Origin of the sequence: Xanthomonas sp. NCPPB 3761 (assembly GCF_041475705.2) — a bacterium.
In the GTDB taxonomy this organism is placed as follows: Bacteria; Pseudomonadota; Gammaproteobacteria; order Xanthomonadales; family Xanthomonadaceae; genus Xanthomonas; species Xanthomonas phaseoli.
Genome location: NZ_CM191262.1, coordinates 83063 through 103475 on the forward strand (window position 1 = coordinate 83063; position 20413 = coordinate 103475).

Annotated in this window: 17 protein-coding genes; 8 read left to right on the top strand and 9 right to left on the bottom strand. The window is 68.7% G+C overall.

All coding sequences use genetic code 11. The annotated features are described in order from the left end of the window. Nucleotides 1-25: 25 nt before the first annotated feature. On the top strand, nt 26-556 hold the full coding sequence (locus tag ACCQ00_RS00390; protein WP_039569718.1) for an SRPBCC family protein: 531 nt from the start codon (nt 26-28) through the stop codon (nt 554-556). A 301-nt stretch (nt 557-857) separates the two neighbouring features. Here ACCQ00_RS00390 and ACCQ00_RS00395 read toward each other — a convergent pair whose 3' ends face one another. From ACCQ00_RS00395 to ACCQ00_RS00405, 3 genes are all read right to left on the bottom strand, one after another. Further along, nucleotides 858-1169 (bottom strand): protealysin inhibitor emfourin, encoded by a 312-nt coding sequence (locus tag ACCQ00_RS00395; RefSeq protein WP_039569719.1) that lies wholly within the window; start codon nt 1167-1169, stop codon nt 858-860. Then, nucleotides 1166-2236 (bottom strand): M4 family metallopeptidase, encoded by a 1071-nt coding sequence (locus ACCQ00_RS00400; protein ID WP_039569722.1) that lies wholly within the window; start codon nt 2234-2236, stop codon nt 1166-1168. Before ACCQ00_RS00400 ends, ACCQ00_RS00395 begins: the two co-directional genes overlap by 4 nt. Nucleotides 2237-2345: 109 nt before the next feature. Continuing rightward, on the bottom strand, nt 2346-3002 hold the full coding sequence (locus tag ACCQ00_RS00405) for an SDR family oxidoreductase (RefSeq protein ID WP_039569725.1): 657 nt from the start codon (nt 3000-3002) through the stop codon (nt 2346-2348). 232 nt (nt 3003-3234) lie between these two features. Here ACCQ00_RS00405 and ACCQ00_RS00410 point away from each other — a divergent pair, with 232 nt between their 5' ends. The 5 genes from ACCQ00_RS00410 (at nt 3235) to proP (ending at nt 10855) form a co-directional block, all read left to right on the top strand. After that, nucleotides 3235-3705, top strand: a complete 471-nt coding sequence (locus tag ACCQ00_RS00410; protein WP_039569728.1) for an NUDIX domain-containing protein — start codon at nt 3235-3237, stop codon at nt 3703-3705. A 283-nt stretch (nt 3706-3988) separates the two neighbouring features. Then, nucleotides 3989-7717 (top strand): M48 family metalloprotease, encoded by a 3729-nt coding sequence (locus ACCQ00_RS00415; RefSeq protein WP_372354134.1) that lies wholly within the window; start codon nt 3989-3991, stop codon nt 7715-7717. 379 nt (nt 7718-8096) lie between these two features. Further along, the gene (locus tag ACCQ00_RS00420) at nt 8097-8495 is read left to right on the top strand and encodes a host attachment family protein (RefSeq protein WP_003487911.1); all 399 of its coding nucleotides are present in this window, start codon (nt 8097-8099) and stop codon (nt 8493-8495) included. 20 nt (nt 8496-8515) lie between these two features. Continuing rightward, complete coding sequence (locus tag ACCQ00_RS00425) at nt 8516-8845, top strand: thioredoxin family protein (protein WP_039569731.1); 330 nt, start codon at nt 8516-8518, stop codon at nt 8843-8845. 522 nt (nt 8846-9367) lie between these two features. Then, a complete protein-coding gene (gene proP / locus ACCQ00_RS00430; RefSeq protein ID WP_039584817.1) occupies nt 9368-10855 on the top strand; it encodes a glycine betaine/L-proline transporter ProP in 1488 nt (495 codons plus the stop codon). A gap of 108 nt (nt 10856-10963) precedes the next feature. Here proP and ACCQ00_RS00435 read toward each other — a convergent pair whose 3' ends face one another. Together ACCQ00_RS00435 and ACCQ00_RS00440 are read right to left on the bottom strand one after the other, a co-directional pair. Next, entirely contained in the window at nt 10964-11230 is a 267-nt protein-coding gene (locus ACCQ00_RS00435) for a hypothetical protein (RefSeq protein WP_127446443.1), read from the bottom strand. A gap of 44 nt (nt 11231-11274) precedes the next feature. After that, nucleotides 11275-11748: an SRPBCC family protein gene (locus ACCQ00_RS00440; protein ID WP_017157983.1), complete on the bottom strand. Its 474-nt coding sequence runs from the start codon at nt 11746-11748 to the stop codon at nt 11275-11277. Between the two features lie 170 nt (nt 11749-11918). Here ACCQ00_RS00440 and ACCQ00_RS00445 point away from each other — a divergent pair, with 170 nt between their 5' ends. Together ACCQ00_RS00445 and ACCQ00_RS00450 are read left to right on the top strand one after the other, a co-directional pair. After that, nucleotides 11919-12713, top strand: a complete 795-nt coding sequence (locus tag ACCQ00_RS00445) for an EcsC family protein (RefSeq protein WP_372354135.1) — start codon at nt 11919-11921, stop codon at nt 12711-12713. A gap of 185 nt (nt 12714-12898) precedes the next feature. Next, nucleotides 12899-13555, top strand: coding sequence for a DUF938 domain-containing protein (locus ACCQ00_RS00450; RefSeq protein WP_099770657.1), 657 nt, complete (start codon nt 12899-12901; stop codon nt 13553-13555). Nucleotides 13556-13915: 360 nt separating this feature from the next. Here the strand turns inward: ACCQ00_RS00450 and ACCQ00_RS00455 are convergent, their stop codons facing one another. The 4 genes from ACCQ00_RS00455 to ACCQ00_RS00470 form a co-directional block, all read right to left on the bottom strand. Beyond that, on the bottom strand, nt 13916-15880 hold the full coding sequence (locus ACCQ00_RS00455; protein ID WP_039569738.1) for a thioesterase domain-containing protein: 1965 nt from the start codon (nt 15878-15880) through the stop codon (nt 13916-13918). Between the two features lie 118 nt (nt 15881-15998). Beyond that, nucleotides 15999-18275 (bottom strand): hypothetical protein, encoded by a 2277-nt coding sequence (locus tag ACCQ00_RS00460; RefSeq protein ID WP_372354037.1) that lies wholly within the window; start codon nt 18273-18275, stop codon nt 15999-16001. Next, nucleotides 18272-19471 carry a BatA domain-containing protein gene (locus ACCQ00_RS00465; protein WP_039569743.1) on the bottom strand — a complete coding sequence of 400 codons (1200 nt, stop codon included), beginning with the start codon at nt 19469-19471 and terminating at the stop codon, nt 18272-18274. The genes ACCQ00_RS00460 and ACCQ00_RS00465 overlap by 4 nt, the downstream gene beginning before the upstream one ends. Before the next feature lie 43 nt (nt 19472-19514). Next, on the bottom strand, nt 19515-20411 hold the full coding sequence (locus ACCQ00_RS00470; RefSeq protein ID WP_039569745.1) for a DUF58 domain-containing protein: 897 nt from the start codon (nt 20409-20411) through the stop codon (nt 19515-19517). Nucleotides 20412-20413: the final 2 nt, after the last annotated feature.

Consider the following 20413-nt stretch of genomic DNA (forward strand, 5'->3'; position numbering starts at 1 on the left):
AAGCAGTCGCGGCCCGGGCATGCGAGTGGCGCATGCGGGCCATGGCCTGCCGATGATGTGCAACCGCCGGTTCGTCGCTAGGATGAAGAGACGTTCTCTGCCCAGGCGAGTGCCCATGTCCACCGTCACGCTCCACCGCGTCATCCGTGCCAGCCCCGAGCGGATCTATCGTGCCTTCCTCCAAGCCGATGCGGTGGCAAAGTGGCTGCCGCCCAATGGCTTCACCTGCACCGTGGAGCCTTTGCATGCGCATGTCGGCGGTACCTTCCGCATGGCCTTTACTCATTTCGCCAATGGCCAGCGGCATGCGTTCGGTGGCACCTATCGCGAGCTGCAGCCCAACGTGCTGTTGCGCTACGACGATGCGTTCGACAACCCCTCGCTGCCCGGCACCATGCTGACCACGGTGCAGTTGCATACGCTGCCGTGCGGTACCGATCTGCACGTGGTGCAGGAAGGCATTCCCGAGCAGATTCCGCTGCATGCCTGCTATCTGGGCTGGCAGGATTCGTTGATGCTGCTGGCGCATCTGGTGGAAGCGCATCCGGAGCACTAGCTGCGCCGTTCCGCGCACAGACGGCGGTGCGCTGCAGCAATGAGGAGCGTGTCTTCAGACTGACCGCTGCGCTGCACGTGGCGCTAACGCGCTGCACGCCACCATGCGTCACCAGCTGTGCAGCCTTGGAGCATCTAGGCAGCTTAAAGGGTGCAGGCATCCGCAGTTGGACCATCTTCGCCGACCGACAGACACCGTGCATTGCGCGGTGTTTTCGTTTACGTGCAGGGGCCTGCCGTGATTTGCGCGCACGCGCGGCGTGGAGCAAGCCCTGCAAGCGACGCAGCGACGAAGGCCTGCGCTACAGCGTGCCCTGCTTCCACAGCTGCACGATTTGGGCCGGCGCATGTTCTTCGGGGATGCGCAGCGGCTCGCTGGCGCCGTCCCAGACGATGCTGAAATAGCGCCGGTCGCCACCGCCGGCCTGCGGCGCCGGCAGCGCGTGCGCCATGCACTGATCCAGCAGACTGCGCAGCTGCTCCCGCTGCGCATCGTCCAGCGCATCCATCGCCAACTGGCGCTCGCGGCGCATGGCCGGAAACGCCGCCACTCCGCCTTCGCGCGCCAGCCGCAAGGTCACGCCCGCTTCCACCGGTGGCCGTTGTGGGCTCATGCGCGCACGCCCACGTCGCGCCAGGCTTGCCGGACCGCCACGGCCTCGCGGCTGTCGGCGCCGTAGTCGGCGCTGGCCACGCTGGCGGTCAGATCGGCGAACGTGGCGAAGTCGGCGCCGGCGGCCAGCTCGCCACCAGTGAGCGCGCGATACCAGATGCGCCCGGTCTTCTCCCACGCCGCCCCACCGATTGCGACGGCGGCGCGATAGAACGCGTGATTGGGAATGCCGGAGTTGTAGTGCACGCCGCCATCGTCCTCTTGCGTGTCGACATAGCCGGCCATGGTGGCCGGCTGCGGATCCTTGCCCAGAGCCGGGTCATCGTACGCGCTGCCGGGCGCCTGCATCGAGCGCAGGCCCACGCCCTGGATGCCGGGCATCAGCAAGCCGGCGCCGATGATCCAGTCGGCCTGGTCGGCGCTCTGGCGCAGCGTGTACTGCTTGATCAGTACGCCGAACACGTCCGAAATCGATTCATTCAAGGCACCGGACTGGCCTTGATAGATCAGGTTGGCGGTGCGCTCGGTGACGCCGTGGGTGAGCTCGTGCCCGACCACATCCAGGGCGATGGTGAAGCGGTTGAACACCTCGCCGTCGCCATCGCCGAACACCATCTGCTCGCCGTTCCAGAACGCGTTGTCGTAGCCGCGCTCGTAATGCACGGTGCCGATCAGCGGCATGCCCGCCGCGTCGATCGAATTGCGCCCGTACACGGTCTGGAAGAAATCGTGGGTGGCGCCCAGGTAGTCGTAAGCTTCGGTCACCGCCACATCCTGGGTGGCAGGGGCACCTTCGTCACGCACCAGGGTGCCGGGCAAGGCGGTGCCTTGCTCGGCGTCGTAAATGCGCCGCTGTACCGCCTGGGCGGTCTGTTGCGCCTTGGCGTCTGCCGCCAGCGCATCGGTGCGTGCCAGCAGCCCCAGTGCGCGCTGCTGCCGTAGCTGCGCAGTGATGTGCCGCGACATCAGCGCGCACTGGCGCGCATGTGCGGGCGCGGCCTGCGCCACGTGTTCGAGCAGATACGGTGGCAGGATCCCGGCGCGGCGCGGGCTGACGAACGCGGACATAAGCGACCTCCACAATGGCTGCGCTGGCGACTATGCGGGCGACGGCTTTAGGAATTCGTTAGCCGGAGCCGGTTGCTGCGCGCAGTGCGGATCGCGCGGGGTGTTGCGTTCATTCCAGCTGCGACAGCGCCTGCGCAATGGGGGTCTGTCCGTCGATAAAGCCGATCGTTTTGCCGATGCTGCGCGGTGTGGCCAGTGCGGCGGCGATCACCTGCGCCACGTTGGCCCGCGAGACGCCGCCGTCGGCATCGCTGCCCGGGTCGCGGGTGATGCGGCCGGAGGGCGGGTCCAGCGTGAGCCGGCCGGGGCCGAGGACGGTCCAGTCCAGCGTGGTACTGCGCAGGTGCGCATCGGCAGCGGCCTTGGCCTGCGCATAGGCGAAGAAGCCATCGTCTGGCCCGATGCCGTGTTCCAGCCCGGCGCCGAGATAGGACACCATCACGTAGCGACGCACGCGCGCCTGCTCGGCCGCGTGCATCGAGCGAATGGCCGCATCGCGATCCACCGCATAGGTACGCGCCGCATCGCCGCCGCCCGCCCCGGCCGACCACACCACCGCATCGTGGCCGGCCAGTTGCGCGGCGATGGCATCGGTCTGTGCGTGTTCGATATCGAACACCACCGGCGTGGCGCCATCTGCAATCACGTCGTCTTCGTGTGCGGGGTTGCGGAACAGCGCGGTGACCTGATGCCCGCCTTGCACCAACAGCGGCGTGAGCAGGCGCGCCACCTTGCCGTGGCCGCCGATGACGAGAACTCGGGACATGCACCTCTCCAACAGCTGCGCGCCGGCATGGCGCCGAAAGCCGGCATCCTCGCCAATGCGGTGCTAAGGCGATGTCATCGCGTATCGGTACTGCCATGACGCGATAGGCGCATGCATCCGCATCTGCGCGCCGCAGACGTTGCTTGCTGCGTGGCGCTCCTCAAACACCCAGGCGCATGGCGATCGACCATGCCGGCCCGCATTCCCCGCAGCCGCCACATCGAGGACACTGGTGCGCCAGAGCTTGCGAGCGTTGCTGATGCCGATGTCTTCCGAATTACGCCCGCGCGTTGGTTGCGGTGCCTTCATCCAGCGAGCCGATGGGCGCTTGCTGCTGGTGCTGCGCGGGCGTGCGCCCGAGCAAGGCCATTGGGGGCTGCCCGGCGGCAAGGTGGACTGGATGGAAACCGTGGAAGCCACGGTGGTGCGCGAAGTGCTCGAAGAAACCGGCCTGCAGGTGCACCCGCAGCGCGTGCTCTGCGTGGTCAGTCACTTTGAGCCGGACATGGACCCGCCGCAGCATTGGGTGGCGCCGGTGTATCTGGCCAGCATCCAGGGCCCGGAACAGGCGGTGCTGCGCGAACCGCAGGTGCTGCTGGAACTTGGTTGGTTCGCACTCGATGCCCTGCCCACGCCATTGACCCGCTCGGCCATGCAGGCGGTGCAGCAGGTGCGGGCCGAGCGCGCCGCCACGCAGGCATGACTGCGTCACGGCGGCGCTGAGGCAGTCGTGCGGCAGGCATGTGCTGCGCCGCGCAGGCCACATGGATTTTGTCGCCACGCTCGGCTATTTTCTGCGCTGCCGGGGCGAGGGGACAGCACGCCCGGCGGATCGAATCGCACGGCCGGGATGCCGAACGACTGCGTGGCGCCCGGCCACTCATCAGGGGACACGAATGGAATCGCTCTATCCGCAAGGCCCGGCCGTGGTGCCGGAACAGCTCACTGCACCCAGCAGCAACTATCGCCGCAACGCCTGGCTGGCCATGCTCGGCCTGGGCGGTTTCATCGCCGTGTACCTGGGCTTGCTGGTGTGGTTCGGCTGGACCGCCTACCGGCTGGTCGCCGGCTTGCTGCAGGGTTCCGGTGGCGAGCAGGCGTTCTGGCGATGGGTGGTGGCCGCCGGCGCTGCATTTCTGGCGGTGTTCATGGCCAAGGCGCTGCTGTTCAACAAGCGCGCCGAACGCGACACCCGCGCTCTGGAACTCACCCCCGCCGAGCAGCCGGCGCTGTTCGCCTTCCTGTACCGGCTGGCCGACGATGCCGGCGCACCGCGTCCGCACAAGGTCTATCTGTCGGCGCAAGTCAACGCCGGGGTGTTCTACGACCTGTCGCTGATCAACCTGCTGCTGCCCTCGCGCAAGAATCTGGATATCGGCCTGGGGCTGGTCAATGTGCTCAACCTGGGCGAATTGAAGGCGGTGCTGGCGCACGAATTCGGGCATTTCGCCCAGCGCACCATGGCGGTCGGCCGTTGGGTGTACATCGCCCAGCAGATCGCCGCGCACATCGTGGGCAAGCGCGATGCGCTGGACCGCGTGCTGGCCACGCTGTCGCGCATCGACCTGCGCGTGGCGTGGATCGGCTGGGGGCTGTCGTTGATCGTGTGGTCGATCCGCTCGCTGGTCGAAATCACCTTTCGCGGCGTGGTATTGGCGCAGCGCGCACTCTCGCGCGAGATGGAATATCAGGCCGACCTGGTGGCCGCATCGCTCACCGGCAGCGATGCGCTGGTGCACGCCTTGCACAAGCTGGAAGCGGCCGATGACGGCTTCCAGCGCGCGCTGCGCTTTGCCGCGCGCGAATGCGCCCAGGACCGTCCGGTCAAGGACCTGTTCGCCATCCAGTCGCGCATCATCGAACACATGCGCGTGGTGTTGAACGACCCCGGCCATGGGGCGGTGCCGGCGGTGCCGAGCGAGGCACCGCCGATGCACCGGCTGTTTCAGAGCGACATCGCGCAGCCCTCGCAGATGTGGGCCACGCATCTGCCCAGTGCCGCGCGCGAGGAAAATCTCAAGCGCCGCTACATCGCCTGGCCCATCGATGCGCGCCCGGCCATGGAGCTGCTGCACGATGCTCAGGCGCTGCGTGAGCGTATTTCGCTGGGCATGTTCAACGGCCAGGCGCCCACCTGCGTGGACACTGCCATCTCGCTGGAGCAGTTGGAACGCGAATTCGCCGCGTTGTCGTTGTCGCGGCGCTACCAGGGGCTGTACCTGGGTCGCTCGTGCACGCGCACGGCGCGCACCCTGGACGAGCTGTATGCCACGCCGCTGCCGTCGGGCGATCTGCTGCAGGCGTTGGACGGCCTGTACCTGCCCGACGATGGCCAGGCGATCGAACAGCTGCGCGAGCGCGAGCGCGAGCGCCAACGCGCCACCTTGCAAGGCTTGATAGATGGCGGGTTGCGCGCCGCTGGCGGGGTGGTGACCTGGAAGGGCACGACGCTGTCGCGCACACAGCTGCCGGCGGTGATCGCCGAGCTGGACGACGAACTGCGGGTGCTGCGCGCACGCGTCAGCGGCCACGATCAGCGTTGCCGCAGCGTGCACATGGCGGCCGCCAACCGTATCGGCGGCGGCTGGCCGGCGCTGCTGCGCGGCTATCTGGCGGTGCTGCATTACACCGACCACACCATCGCCGATCTGGAAGACGCCAACCTGCTGTATCTGCAGACCTTTCATAGCGTGATTGCCGATGGCCGCGTTTCGGCCAAGGAATTGCGCAAGCTGGTGGCGGCCTGCAATCAGGTGCAACGCGCGCTGGGTCAGGTGTATGCGCAAGCCGGGCAGGTGCAGTTGAACGCGCCGCTGGCGCAGGCCCTGGACAAGCCGCAGTGGTCGCAATGCCTGCCGGAATTCGGTCTGGTCGAGGCCGACGAGAACAACATCAATGCCTGGATGAAGGCCGCCGGCAGCTGGGTGCAAGTCACCCTGGACGCCTTGGGCACGTTGCGCGATGCCAGCCTGGAAGAGTTGCTGCGTGCAGAAAATGCCGTGGCCGAGCGGCTGCGCAACGGCGACGCTTCGTCGACCGACGATACCCCTGCGGCGGCGCCGGCCGACTACCCGATCCGCCTGCCGGGCCAGATGCGCCAACGCGATCTGCGGCAGAACCTGTGGCAGCGCTTTCTGGCCGCCGACGGCGTGTTTCCGTCGGTTGCGCGGGTGGCGGTGGCCGCATCGATCGTGGTTGGCGTGTTGTGGGCCGGCGGTGCGGTGGGCATGGCCGAAGTGGTCGCCTACAACGGGTTGCAGCAGACCGTGACGGTGGCCATCGACGGGCAGTCGGCCACCCTCCCGGCCAATGACCGCCATGTGTTTCGCCTGTCCGAGCGTTCGACCCATCACGTCGAAACCCGCACGGCCGACGGCGCGACGATCGAAAGTTTCGATGCGCCCAGTGGCGGCCACGGCGGCCAGTTCGCCTACAACGTGGCCGGTGCCGCGCTGCTGCTGAACTGGCGCGCCAGCTACGGCTCGGCCAGCGAAGACACCACGCGCAGCCTGAGCACCACACGCTGGGAACGCACCCAGGCGCAGGACATCTTCAGCGAGCCGCCGCAGAAGGTCAGTGGCAAGGGCGGCCAGTACCGCGACGTGCTGACGGCCGTGTCCGGGCGTTCGCCACACGAGCTGCTGGGCGAGCTGGGCCCGGAGCGCGATCTGGCCCTGATCACCGCGCACGCACGCTGGGACGATGCGGGCTCGGCGTATCTGGAGCAGTGGATGGAACAGTTGCGCCGCACCGCGCCACAGGCCGTGCCTGCACTTCTGGCCGAGCGTCTGCAGCGCAACCCGCACGACGTGGTGGCGCTGCGGATGCAGCAGGACACCGCCACGCCCGAGCAACGGGCGCAGGTGTGCGGCGAGCAGACCGCCGCTGCGCAGGCGCACCCGGATGCGCCTGCGTTGCAGTACGCGGCGATCCGCTGCCGTAGCGATACCCCCGAGCGCGACCAGGCGTTTGTCGCCGCACAGGCGCGCTGGCCCAACGACCCTTGGCTGCAGCGCGCTGCAGCGGCCGTGCACGTCGGCCAGCTGCATCTGCCGCAGGCCCAGGCGCTCTACGAACAGGCAGCGCGCGCGCCGGCACTGGCCGACGAAGTGCTGCCGCTGTTGGCCCGTTTGCAGCGCTACCGCGGCCTGGCGACGGATCTGCCGGGCATGGCGCAGCAGTCGCCATCACTGGCATCGATCGTGGCACTGGAGGGCGGTGAGCGCACCCAGGGCACGCCGTACCACAGCTATTACGCCCTGGCCCACGGGCAACTGGACACGGCAGTGACAGAGGCGGCCGCCGATGCCGACTTGCAGGCGCGCATCGTCCGGCTCGCGGCCGCGTCCCGTGGCGCCAGCGCCGCATTGCTGCAGCGCGCGCGCGTGCTACCCGACAACGCCGGGCTCGACGCCATCACAGCACCAAGCGCCTGGGCACTGGCCGCGCGCGAGGGCTGGCAAACCGATGCGTTGCGCGCGGCAACGCTGCAAGGCACCGGCGAGGATGGCGCCTACATTGCGCGGTTCTTCGACGCGGTGCAGGCCGGCGGCAGCCAGCAGCAGGCCGAAGCGGCGTTGGGCGGCGTGAGCCTGGTCGGCCGCGGCCTGGCCTATACGATGGCCGCGGTGCTGCTGGGCCAGCGCTGCCCGGATGCATGGCGGCGTGGCGCCCAGCAGTTGCTGTTCGACAGCGAGCGTCCCTATCTGGGCTGATGCAATGCCGTTGTATGGCAATGCACCGGCTCAGGTGGGACGTGACGTCCCGCGCTCGAAACGCTGCCGAACGAAGCGCACGGGATGACACCGCGGTGCCGGGAGGGCGCCAAGCAACGAGCAACACCTGCGCTCGCCGCCGCGCGGGTGTAGACCGGCGGCGGCATACCTGCCATTGCTCACGCGCTGGCGAACCGCCAGCAGGCGCTACGCGTCCTCGCGCGCTTTTCGGCAAGCAACTGGCACTGCCGCCGTCACAATGGGATGGGCAGCACTAACGCGATGCTGACAGCGGCTAGGCGAAATCCTTACATCTTCTCGCCTAGGTTGAGACCGACTGGCTGCACGTGCAGCGTCAACATCGACCAGGAGAAATCGGATGAGTCTGCAAATTCCTCAGGGCGCCTTGGTAGTGGTGGCCGACGGCGGCGAAGCCCGCTGGTTCACCAATACCGGCAACGAAGCCAAGGTGGTGCTGCGTCAGCACGCGCGCACCGACGTGCAGAACGTCGATGACGACGGCCCGGCCGGCAAGGCGCCGCAAGACCTCACCGAAACAGACCTGGACGAAATGACCTTCGCCAAGCAGCTTTCGCATGCCTTGAACGATGGCGCCTTGAAGCACGAATACACGCACCTGGTGCTGGTGGCCGACCCGACTACGCTGGGCCGCGTGCGCCCACTGCTGCACAAGGAAACCCAGCAGCGCCTGGTGGGCGACCTGGCCAAGGATCTGACCAACCTGCCGCTGGAAGATATCCAGCGCGCCTTGTCGTAACCACGCGGAGCATCCAGACGATGGGCTTCGTTCGCCAGTACGCCACCCAGGCCCCGGAACGCAGCGCGGTGGAGGCACAGGCTGGCCTGCAGGTTCTGGAATTCGGTACCGACTGGTGCGGCCATTGCATTGCCGCGCAGCCGCTGCTGCAAAAGCTGTTGGGCGGGTATGAAGCGCTCGATTACCGAAAGATCGAAGATGGAAAAGGGCGGCCGCTAGGTCGCTCTTTTCGCGTCAAATTGTGGCCCACCATCATCCTGCTGCGCGATGGGCAGGAAGTGGCGCGCGCCGTCAGACCGCAAACGCGTGAGGATCTACAAGACCTGTTGTCGGCGCTGGATCCAGCCTGATTGCGCGCACCATCGCAGTGCCTTGAGATTGCTTGCACTGCGCTGAGAATGGCGAATGGAAGTTGGCGTGCGGTCGCCTGACACAGGCGCAGCAGTTTTCATCTTCGCCGTAACAAGTGGACATCCGATGCGTCGTGCGGCGTCACGCGAGGCCTGCGCGACCTCGTCGCAGCGGATGCGTACGTAGAGCGATCGGATATGCGCGCATCGCGCACCAACGCCAACGAATCGGCCAGAAAACAAGGCGTTTTTCGCGCCTGGCACCGTCGCGCCTGCATCAATTGTGCGTCTGTAGTAACATGACGCGCTTATCAAGCCCTTGGGCAATGCCCATCCCTTGGTCGTCTGTCCCGCAGCGTCGTTGAATCCACGCGACCGTCCGGGAATGCCTCCGGTGTCATCTGAGTGCACTGCGCTGCCGCGCTTGCGTGATGTGCCGTGTCCTGTGCGTTGCCAGGGCGAGTGGGCAGCGACGGCCTGCGCCCGGCGAGATATCCCAGGCGCACCTTACGGAGACCATAGATGCACGATGCCCGCGCGATGCGTTCGCACTTTGGCTGGTTCAAACGCCGCCGCCAGCTGCAACTGGATGACGTTACCGTGGTGGACCGCGGCATGCTGCGCAAGGCCGTCGGCGCTGCGGCGCTCGGCAATGCGATGGAGTGGTTCGACTTCGGCGTATACGGCTATCTGGCGGTGACGCTGGGCCAGGTGTTCTTCCCGGCAAGTAACCCCACTGCACAATTGATCGCTACCTTCGCCACCTTCACCGTGGCCTTTCTGGTGCGGCCGATCGGCGGCATGGTCTTCGGACCGCTCGGCGACCGTTACGGGCGCCAGAAAGTGCTGGCCGCCACGATGATCCTGATGGCGCTGGGCACCTTCAGCATCGGACTGATTCCGGCCTACGAGCGCATTGGCTTATGGGCGCCTGCACTGCTGCTGGCGCGCGTGCTGCAGGGATTTTCCACCGGCGGCGAATACGGTGGCGCGGCCACCTTCATCGCCGAATACGCCACCGACCGCAATCGCGGCCTGATGGGCAGCTGGCTGGAGTTCGGCACGCTGGGCGGCTACATCGCCGGCGCCGCCACCGTGACGGCCTTGCACATGAGCGTCACTCCGGCGCAGATGCTCGACTGGGGCTGGCGCGTGCCGTTCCTGATCGCCGGGCCGTTGGGGTTGCTTGGCCTGTACATGCGCATGAAGCTGGAAGAAACCCCGGCATTTCGCGCCTATACCGAACAATCCGAACAGCGCGAACGGCAGAGCGCCGCGCAAGGCCTGACCACGCTGCTGCGCCTGCATTGGCCGCAGCTGCTCAAGTGCGTGGGCCTGGTGCTGGTGTTCAACGTCACCGACTACATGCTGCTGACCTACATGCCCAGCTATCTCAGCGTCACGATGGGTTACGCCGAGAGCAAGGGCTTGTTGCTGATCATCCTGGTGATGCTGGTGATGATGCCGCTCAACATCGTCGGCGGCATGTTCAGCGACAGACTGGGCCGGCGGCCGATGATCATCGGTGCCTGCATTGCGCTGTTTGCGCTGGCCATTCCCTGCCTGTTGCTGATCGGCAGCGGCCACGATGGGCTGATCTTCGCCGGGCTGATGCTGCTTGGCCTGGCCTTGGTGTGCTTCACCAGTTCGATGCCGTCCACCTTGCCGGCGCTGTTCTACACGCCGGTGCGCTACAGCGCGCTGTCGATTGCCTTCAACGTGTCGGTGTCGTTGTTTGGCGGCACCACGCCGTTGGTCACTGCCTGGTTGGTGGAGCGCACCGGCGACCCGCTGGTGCCGGCGTATTACCTGATGGGTGCGGCGGCGATCGGCTTGCTGACCATGCTGTTCGTGCGCGAAACCGCGGGATTGCCGCTACGTGGCTCGCCGCCGGCGGTGGCCAGCGATGCCGAAGCGCGTGCCCTGTTGCAGGCCGACAGCCCGGTGACGGTGGATGCGCAGTTGCCGGTTGCCACCGCCGCGTCGATGGGCCAACCGCGCACCGCGTGAGTTGTCGGCAATTCGCACGGCATGCGTCCGTGGCTTCAGGCGCATGGCGTGCGGTTGCAGTAACCGGTTAGTTGATGCGAGACGCGATGCGGGCGATGGCGCGACGCATCACCGCCAACTTGCCGGCGGGCGACCGCCGGAACCTTCGAAGATAAAGCTCTGCGGGCTAGCAACCGTCGCGTGTTCGGAAGATGCCGAGATTTGTGAGTGGCCCGATGGTTCATCGCAGCGCAGGTGCACTTCACCGCTGCGTGCGAAGGCCGCAGCAACCGCATGGCGGTCTGCATAGCGGCCTTGTTGGCTGTCTTTGTTCGTCACGCACAGGATGGGTGGAAACCTTGCCAAGTTTGGCGTCCACACGCGGTTGCCGGTCATCGACCCAGCGCGTTGAACGATGCTGCAGCTCGCCGCTGCTACCTTCAGCATGCGGTGTGCGGGTTGTCCTCTGACAACGGAGACATGGGCATATCGGCCGACGGCGCACCTTCGCCGGTTTCCACATAGCGTTTGAGGCTGCTGCCGAGAAAGAAACGCCAGCCGCGCGCGCAGGCCTCCTTGCACGGCGAATCGCGATAGCCGGACTGCACGAAATCCACCTGCGTGCCCTGGCTGATGGAGCGCAGTTCAAAGCGCATCACCGTGCCTTTCCAGGCGTCGGTGTCGAGCATGTTGGAGGCGTGGCAGCGCCAGCACACCAGTTGGTGATTGGCGCCTTCGTCGATGCTCAGTTCCACACGCCAGCCCTGCCGGCTCCAGTCCAGCCGCACCAGATCGTCGGCCAGGCTCACTTCGCGGGTCCACCAACGCGCAAGCTGCTTGGGCTCTGACAACGCAGCGCAGACCACTTCCGGCGCGGCGGCAATGACGATGCTGTGGCGGATCTCGCAATTCATCTGCTGCGCATTTGCTACCTGGACGCCGATGATTGCTGCATTTTAACAGCCAATTGCGCTGCAGGCCCAACAGGGTCCAGTTCGCTTGTGCGGCACTCACATCGCGCTGGGTACCATCGGCCAGGTCCCAACCATGATGAGCAGGCATGACAACGCTTCCGATACCGGTGATGGACGCTGCCGCGCAGCGCGACCTGGCCACGGCCCACGCATTGCTGGAAAACCCCGGCGTGGCAGCGCAACTGGCCAATGCGCTGGGCGCGCCGATCGAGAGCCTGATCACCAAACGGCTTCCCAAGGTGGTGACCCGCAGCATCGATGGCGTGACCCGGCGCGCGCTGCAGGTGGCGATGAAATCGGCGTTACTGAGCCTGCGCGGCAAGGCCGATGCGCAGCAGCCGGCATCCACGACGCGGCATACGCTGGCGGTGGCGGTTTCCGGTGGCGCAGGCGGGTTTTTCGGGCTGCCGGGCTTGATGGTGGAGCTGCCGGTGACCACCACGGTGATGCTGCGCTCCATCGCCGATATTGCCCGTGCCGAAGGCGAATCGCTGGACGACCCGGACACGGCGCTGGCGTGCCTGGAAGTGCTGGCGCATGGCGGGCGCAGTGCCAGCGACGACGGCGCCGAATCCGGCTACTTCGCGGTCCGTGCGGCGATGGCACAGCAATTGAGTGCCGCGGCCAGCTACGTGGCCGCGCACGGCTTCGCCAGCAAGGGTGCACCGGCACTGTTCTCGCTGGTCTCGCGCGTCGCGGCGAAGTTTTCGGTCAATGTGGGCGAAAAGCTCGCCGTGCAGGCGGTGCCGCTGGTCGGCGCGGTCAGCGGTGCCACGCTCAATACCGTGTTCATGCGCCACTTCCAGGCGATGGCGCGCGGACATTTCATCGTGCGTCGGCTGGAGCGTCGCTTCGGCGAAGAGGCAGTGCGGCGTGCGTATGAGGCCTTGCCGCCACCGCGGTGATGCGTGCGGCTGCATGCGAAGCTCAGCATGGCTGCGCGCTCAGCGTGCAGTACCGCAGCCGCAGCCATGGGTGAGGCTGCTCAATGCAACACCACGCGCTGCGGGCAAAGGGCAGCGGCACCGTGTTCACCGAACGGTTGCCGCCCAGCGATGCTTGCCCGCGATAATCACCGCCACCACGACAGATGCCGATGATGCCCAAACCGTTTTCGCCAGCGTCCGCGCGCAACCGCGACCCGATTCTTGAGGTACTACGCCCGCACTTTGCCGACCGGCAGCAGGTGCTGGAAATCGGTGCGGGCACCGGGCAACACGCCGTGCATTTCGCTGCGGCGATGCCGTGGTTGCAGTGGCAGGCCAGCGACCACCTCGATCATCTTGCCGGCATGCGGCAATGGCTGGACGAGGCGGCGCTGCCGAACACGCCGCCACCAATTCCGCTCCAGGCCGTGCTGATACCCACGCCCGGGCTTGCACCGGCGCCCAGCTTGCCCGTGCTGCGTGACGGCCAGCGCGGCTTCGATGCGATCTACAGCGCCAATACCTTGCACATCATGGGCTGGCCGCAGGTGCAGGCCTTGTTTGCAGGCTTGCCGACGGTGATGGCGCCCGATGCGGTGCTGGCGATCTATGGGCCATTCAACCGCAATGGGCAATTCACCAGCGACAGCAATCGTGCCTTCGACACCATGCTGCGCGAGCGCGACCCTGCCTCTGGTCTTCGCGATGCCGAAGCGGTGGATGCGCTGGCGGCGTCGGTGGGATTGCAGCTGATCGACGACGTAGCAATGCCGGCGAACAATCACTGCCGCGTGTGGCGGCGGATGACGGTGGCCAGTTGAATCATCGGTTTGCCGAGCGTGGCCGATAGACAAGCCGCTGTCGATAATGCGCAGGCGTGCAGCGTGCTGCTGCGGCTAGACGCGCGCAGTGTGGCCAATGCCGCTATGCAAAGCAGTGCTTGAGTGCAGGAACCGGTAACGGTTTGGCCGCCACGCGTGGCGTTCATGGAATGACACGCCGGCGCGTGTGCTGCAATTTCCAACGCGCGTGTCCAGATGCAATGCGGGAACGACGCCAGCATCGGCAGTGCCTGCTCTGAATCACACGGCGATGCGCAGGACCACGCGTTGCGTTGCCACGGCAGGGTATCCCGCGCAGCCAAACGCGAGCTAGCTGCAACCCTGCCTGGCGTCGATTGTTCAAGCGCCCGCAGCAGTCACCTGCGGCGAAGCTCGCCGCCGCTCGAACCACCACAGCGCTGCGGCCGCGCCGGGCCAGACCAGCAGCCACGGCCAGCGCGCGCCGGGTTGGGCAGCAGATGTGGCGATGGGAATCGAAGCAGTGCCGGCCGCCATGGCGAGGGTGGCGAGGCGGCGTTGCTGCGCGTCAATGGCAGGTGCGTCGTTGGGCGCGCGGACATAGAGCCAGCGTTGCGAGGTGCCGGTGTGCAGGCGATGCCAGCCGCTGCTGGCGGGCCAGTAGCCGGCGCAGCGCGGCCCATTGCCATTGCGTTCCGGCAGCAATGGGTGGCGGGCCTGGTCAGGGGCGGTCACGAAAGCGTCGGCGTGCAGCTCGCACAGCGGCATGCGTTGTTGCGACCAGCCTTCCTGCACCGGGCTGGGCAGCGCACCGCCCGGGCGGGCAACGGCGGCAGACAACTGCGCCCAGAGCGCGGCGTGCAGATCGCTGCGGCCGGCCAGCACCAGCGCGAAGCTGTCTTCGACCAGGCCGATGCCGATGCGCCCGCGGCCTTGGGCGCGCCACCAGCCCAGGGCGCTGCCATCGTCGGCACGTGCGCCGACCAGGGCGTCGGTGGCTTGCGGTTGCAGGTCGCGACGTTGCAGCGGCGCCAGCGTCGGGGCGTCGCCAGGGCCGCTGGCAGGATCGGCCGCTGCGACCGGCGGCGAGAGCCGCTGCGGTGCGGACACCGGGCTGCTGGTGCCGCCGCCGATGACGGCAAGGCCCAGCTCGGCCAGGGCGGCGCGGGTGCCGGCATCCAGCGGCCCGTCGGTGCGCACCAGCACGCCCAGGCCGCGCTGGATCGCCGCGCGCACGGTCTGGCGCTGCGCAGGGCCCAGCGCCACCAGGCGGCGCGGGTCGACGATCAGCAGGTCCAGCCGGTCCAGGCTGGCCGCATCCAGCGCGGCGCCCTCGCCGAGTTGCACGCCAGGGCCGACCGCGATCTGGCTACGCACCTCCAGCCCGGCGTCGCTGGCCCAGCGGCGCAGGTACTTCAGCTCCGGCTGTGGTGCGCCGGCCAGCAGCAGCACGCGCGCCGACGGCATGGCCGCGATCAGGACCGGCACCTCCACGCGGCTGCGTTCGGCACCGGCGGCATCGCGTGCACGCACGACGAACAGCACCCGGCCCGGCGCGCGCGCCAGGCCGCGCAGGCGCACGCGGCCGGCGCGGTCGGCCACGGCGCTGTCCACCACCTGCCCGGCCGGATCGAGCAGTTCCACGCGCGCGTCGGCAAGGCCTTGCACCTGCGCAGCCACCGCGATGGTGTCGCCCGGGGCCACTGGCGGCGGTGGCGAAACCGCGACCACGCCGCGTGGGGCGGGACCGAGCTTCAGCCGCAGCGGCATGTTCAGGCCCTCGCGGTCGCGAGCGGGCAGGCCGCTGCCATGCACGACCAGCACCGTGGTGCCGGGTGCGTGCCGCAGCGCGGTGGCCAGGTCCGGTACGCGTGTGACGCCGGGTAACGCGGGCGCCTCCGGCAGGGCGACCCAGTGCGCCGTGTCACCCGTGGAGCGCTGCCCGACGGCGGTGCCGGCGGTGGCGACATGCAGTTCCGCACCGGTGCCGGCGCGCGGCGGGGGCAACAGCACCGGATAGAGCAATGCAGCGAGTAACGGTTGGGCGGCGAGCAGCAGCCAGAGCCGGGTGCGCGAATACGGCTGCCGGTGGTACGCGCGCAGCAGGCGCACGCAGCCGATGACGGCGATCAGCAGCAATGCCGCGCCGACCAGCCAGGGCAGCGAGAGCGTCATGGTTGCCGCTCCTGGCGCAATGCGCCCGCAACGCATTGTCCGTGCACGCGGCGCGGCGCGGCGTGCTCGCATGCGGGTGGCCTGCAGCTTGCGGCCGCGTGCCCGCAGCGGACGATGGCGCACCGCGGTCGCATCGAGAAGTTCATTGCTGCTGCTCCTGGCGCCAGGCATCGGCGGGGGCGCCAGGCACCGTGCCGAGTGCACCGCAGCTGGCTGCTTGCTGCCACTTCTACGCGCCACGTCGGTCCGCACGACCGGTGCACCGGAAGAAGGCGGATCAGGGTGGGACTCACGGCTGCATCTCCTGCCGCAGCGCATCCAGGTAGCGCTGGCCACGCGGGTCGGGCGCGGCGCGGCGATGCGGTGCTGCCGGTGGGGCGAGCAGGGTGCGCCAGACCTGGGCGCGCAGCTGGGCGCGGCAATGGGCGCAATCGGGTTCGGCGCGCAGGGTTTCCACGGCAGCGGCCAGGCCCAGCGGGTCGTGCAGGCGATCTTGCTGGGTCTGCAGCCACTGCGCGTAGCGGGCCAGGGTGGCAGCGGGCACCGGGGCGGCCTCGCCCAACGCATCCCACAGCTGCAGCGCGGACGGGTCCGGGTCCGGGCGGGTGTCCAGCCCGGCGGCGCGGTCGCCCAGGCCGGCGCGATCGCCGCTCAGCCGCCTGCTGGGGTCGATCGGCGGCAACTGCGTGCCCACGCGCGCCAGGTAGATGCGTTCGGCCTGCTGCACCTGCTTGATGAAGCCCAGCGCCTTGTTGGCGTACGGCAGCGCGCGCTCGGGGTGGCTCTGGCGCAGCTCGCCTTCGGACTGCCACATCTGGTCCAGCGCGGCGCGCAGCAGGGCGCGGGTTTGCGGGTCGAGCAGGGTGGCGGCTTCGGCGTGGTCGTGGGTATGGCCGAATTCGGCCAGCACGTTCTCGGACTGGCCGAAGCTGCTGCGCTCGGGCCGGCCGTTGCGGGCGTCATGGTCATGGTCGTGATCGTGGTCGTCCAGTGCGGCGGCGCCAGGTTCGGTGGCGTGCGCGTCGTGATCGTGAGGGTCGTGGTCATGCCCGGCCTGCGTGTCAGAAACAGCGGCGGGCGCGCTTGGCGCATCGGCGGTGGGCATGTCGGCGGTGGGTAAATCGTCGGCCGGGGCGTCGCTGGTGGGTGGCGCGTCGGCAGTCGGCGGGCCTTGCGGCGCACCTTCGCTTTCTTCGCCCAGGAACTGGCCATAGCGCAGCCGCAGCAGGCGTTGGTCCACACCGATGGCGTCGGAGCGCTTGAGGAAGGTGGCCGCCTCCAGGCGCGGTTGTTCCTTCAGCAGCGCCTGCGCGTCGATGATGATCTGGCGCTGGCTGCGGAAGTAGGCCGGCAAGGTCTGCTTGACGCTGGCTTCCAGACCGGCGGCCATGGTCTGTTCGGGCGGCGGCCAGCGCAGGATCACGCTGGCGCTGCGGCCTTCCTGCGGGCCGGGCTGGCGGGTGTCGTGGACGATGAGCTGGGCAATCAGGTCGTCGCCGGCTTTCACGCCCAGGGCTTGCGGTTGCAGGGTGGTGGCGAAGCTGCGTTGCCTGGCCGTGCCGCTGCCGGTGAGCGGGCGGCGCTGGGTGGTGAAGGTGATGTTTTCGCCGCTGCCCTGGGCCAGGGTGAGGTGCAACTCGGCGCTGGCGGCCACCGCGTAGTCGTCGCTGGCTTCGAAACGTAGCGTCCAGCTGCGGTTGGCCGGCGACCACAGCACCAGGCTTTGCTCGGGCGCGAGCACGCGCACCTGCGGTGGGCGGTCGGGCAGCACGTCCAGTCGATGCAGCCGGCGGTCGGCCGGCGCGCCGTCGATGAGGACGCGGTAGAGGGTGGCCCGCTCGGCGACCCACTGGCCGTGCCAGCCATCGCTGCCGCCCTGTCGGGCCAGCGCGACGGTGCGTCCGTCAGTCAGTCGCAGGGCCACGCTGCGCGGCGCCGGGCTGACCTGCAGTTGCCACTCCAGCCGCGTGCCGGCCGGCACCTTCGCCTCCAGGCCGGGCAGGCGCGCGGCGGGCAGACCGGTATAGGCGGGCGGGCTGCTGCGTAGCTGCGCGTGCCGCAGCGTGGGGGCGCCACTGCTGGCACGCGCGGCGGCAACGCGGTCGGTTGGCGGGGTGCGTCGAGTGGCCGGGGGGGGCCACAGCAGCAACGCGGCGCAGGCGAGCACACCCAGCACGCTCCAGGGCCAGGCGCGGCGCCACGGCCAGGCCGGGCGCAGGTCGCGTGGACGGCTACGCAGGCGCTGTTCCAGCCGTTGCCGTTGCAGGGTCTGCAGCGGACCGAGCTGGCTGGCAGGGGCGAACAGCAGGTCGCTGCTGTCTTCCAGATCTGCATCGCGGTCCAGCCGGCGGATCAGCCAGGCCTGGTCGAGCCGCCGCGCGGCCAGCAGCGCCATGCCGCCCAGTGCCAGCAGGCCCAGAAGCAGCAGCACCACGGCGACCTGTGCGCCGGCGCGCCACGCCAGCGCCGCCGGCACCGCTGCCAGCGGCAGCCCGAACAACAGCACGCCTGCGGCCTGTCGTCGCCGTGCCGCCTGCCACGCCCGCTGCAGCGCCGGCGTGCTCATGCGGCGGTGGCCCGGCGCGGTGCGGTGGCCAGCCAGCGTTCGAGCGCGAACAGCAGCAGCACCAGGCCGATCAGCCATGGCGCCAGCGGCCACGGTGCAGTGGTCAGGCGGCTGCCGGCATCGCGCTGCGGTTGCTGGGTCTGCGCCAGCGCGCGCTGTGGTGTGGGCAGCGGTTGCAGGGCGTCGTGCAGGCGGGTGGGAAAATCGGCATCCAGCAACGCCGGCAGTTGCCGCGGCTGTAGCGGTGCAGCCCAGCGCAGCACGCGTCCGCGGCCGAGCGCTGCGGCATCGAGCAATGGCGCGCCAGCGGCCGTCTGTTGCACGGGCTGCAGCGTCGCAGCGAGGCTGGGTGGAACGGGTGTCTGCGCATCCAGCAGCAGCTGCCCACCGGCTGCGACCCAGGCCATCACCGGCGCCGGCGGGGCGCTGCGCGACAGCCAGGCCACCACGGTGCCGGCGGCCCAGCGCGCAGGCTGCGCATCGGCCGGCGTGCCCACCGGCAGGCTGCCCGGCAGCGCCCAGGCGGCATGCACGGCGCGCAGATAGCGCAGGGCCGGCGCGGCGTTGTCGTCGGCGATCGCCTGCAGGCCTAGCGGCGCGGCAGCGGCGGCCGCAGCAATTGGCGATTGACCGGGTACGACCTGCCAACGCACCGGATGCGACAACTGCAGACGCTGCGCATCCAGCGGGCCCCACCGGGCCGGCACGATCACGCTGAGCGCCGCATCCGCCGGCAGGCTGGCATCGAGCTCGCGCAACAGGCTGGAGACCGGTGGTGCCGCGCCCGCAGGGGTGGCGGGTGTCTTCGGTACATCGGCATTCGCATCCGCATCGACCGGCGGGAAGCCCGGCGCCAGCCACAGCCATTGCGCGTTCGCGGCGTGGCCCAGCTGGCGTGCGGCAGCCACATCCACCCCCGGGCTGAGCGCAATGCGTGGGCGTGCATCGTCATGATCGCGTACGGCCGGTTCGGCCAGCAGCAGCGCCAGCGCAACCAGGAGCAACACGCGCACCAGCAGCAGCGGCCATTCGTCCAGACGCACGCGGTGACGTGGGCGCGGCATTGCACGCAACCAGCGCAGCGCGGCGAAGTCGGTCGGCCGGTGTTCGCTGCGCCGGGCCAGATGGATCAGCAGCGGCAGCAGCAACGCGGCCAGCGCGGCCAGGCCGGCAGGGAACAGCAACAGCAGGTTCATCGCGGCACCCGCCTGGCGACCTGCGTGCGGCCGATCTGCCAGCTCATCGCGGCGTGCCTTGCCCGAACAACTGGCGTAATGCCGCGTCGGGTGCGGCGTCCAGATAATGCAGTGCGTGCGCGATGCCGGCGGCCTGCCAGCGCGCCTGCTGCGCGCGCTGTGCCGCGCCGAAGCGTTGCAGATAATCGGCGCGCATCGCTGCGCCATCGCCCAAGAGTTCCTCGCCGGTTTCCGGGTCGCGGAAGCGGTGGCCGCCGCTGAAACCGAAATCGCGTTCGTCGCAGGTCAGCACCTGCAGTTGCATGACCTGGCGACGAGCGGCGGCAAGCTTTTCCAATGCAACGTTCAGCTCTTCGTCGAAGCCATCGCCGATCGACAGCACCAGCGCGTGCGTGGCGATGCGTTCCCACAGCGGGCGTACGGCGGCCAGGCCCGGCCAGCGCCCACCGGCCTGCAGTCCGTGCAGGGCCAGCCATAACCGGTCGCGCTGTCGCGGCCCGGTGCCGGCCGGCACTGCCACCAGCCCGCCGCCGTGCACCGCAAACAGACCGACCTGATCGCCCTGCTGCAGCGCGATCTCCGCAGCGCAGGCTGCCACCGTCGCCATTGCCTGCAGGCGCGTACTGCCGGGGCGCGCGTGGTCGGCCTGGCTGGCAGAGGCGGTGGCGTCGAGCAACAACCACAGCGTGAGCGGGCTTTCGCGCTCGGCTTCGCGCACGAAGAAGCGGTCCGAGCGTGCGTAGAGTTTCCAGTCGATCTGGCGCAGCGCATCGCCCGGTTCGTAGGCGCGGTATTGCGCGAATTCCAGCCCGGCGCCGCGGCTGCGGCTGGCATGTTGGCCGATGCCGTGCGCACCCTGCGCGTGGCGCGCACGCAGCTGCAGACCACGCAGGCGGCTGCGCACGTCGCTGGGAATCAATGCCGGCAGGTCTGCATTCACGC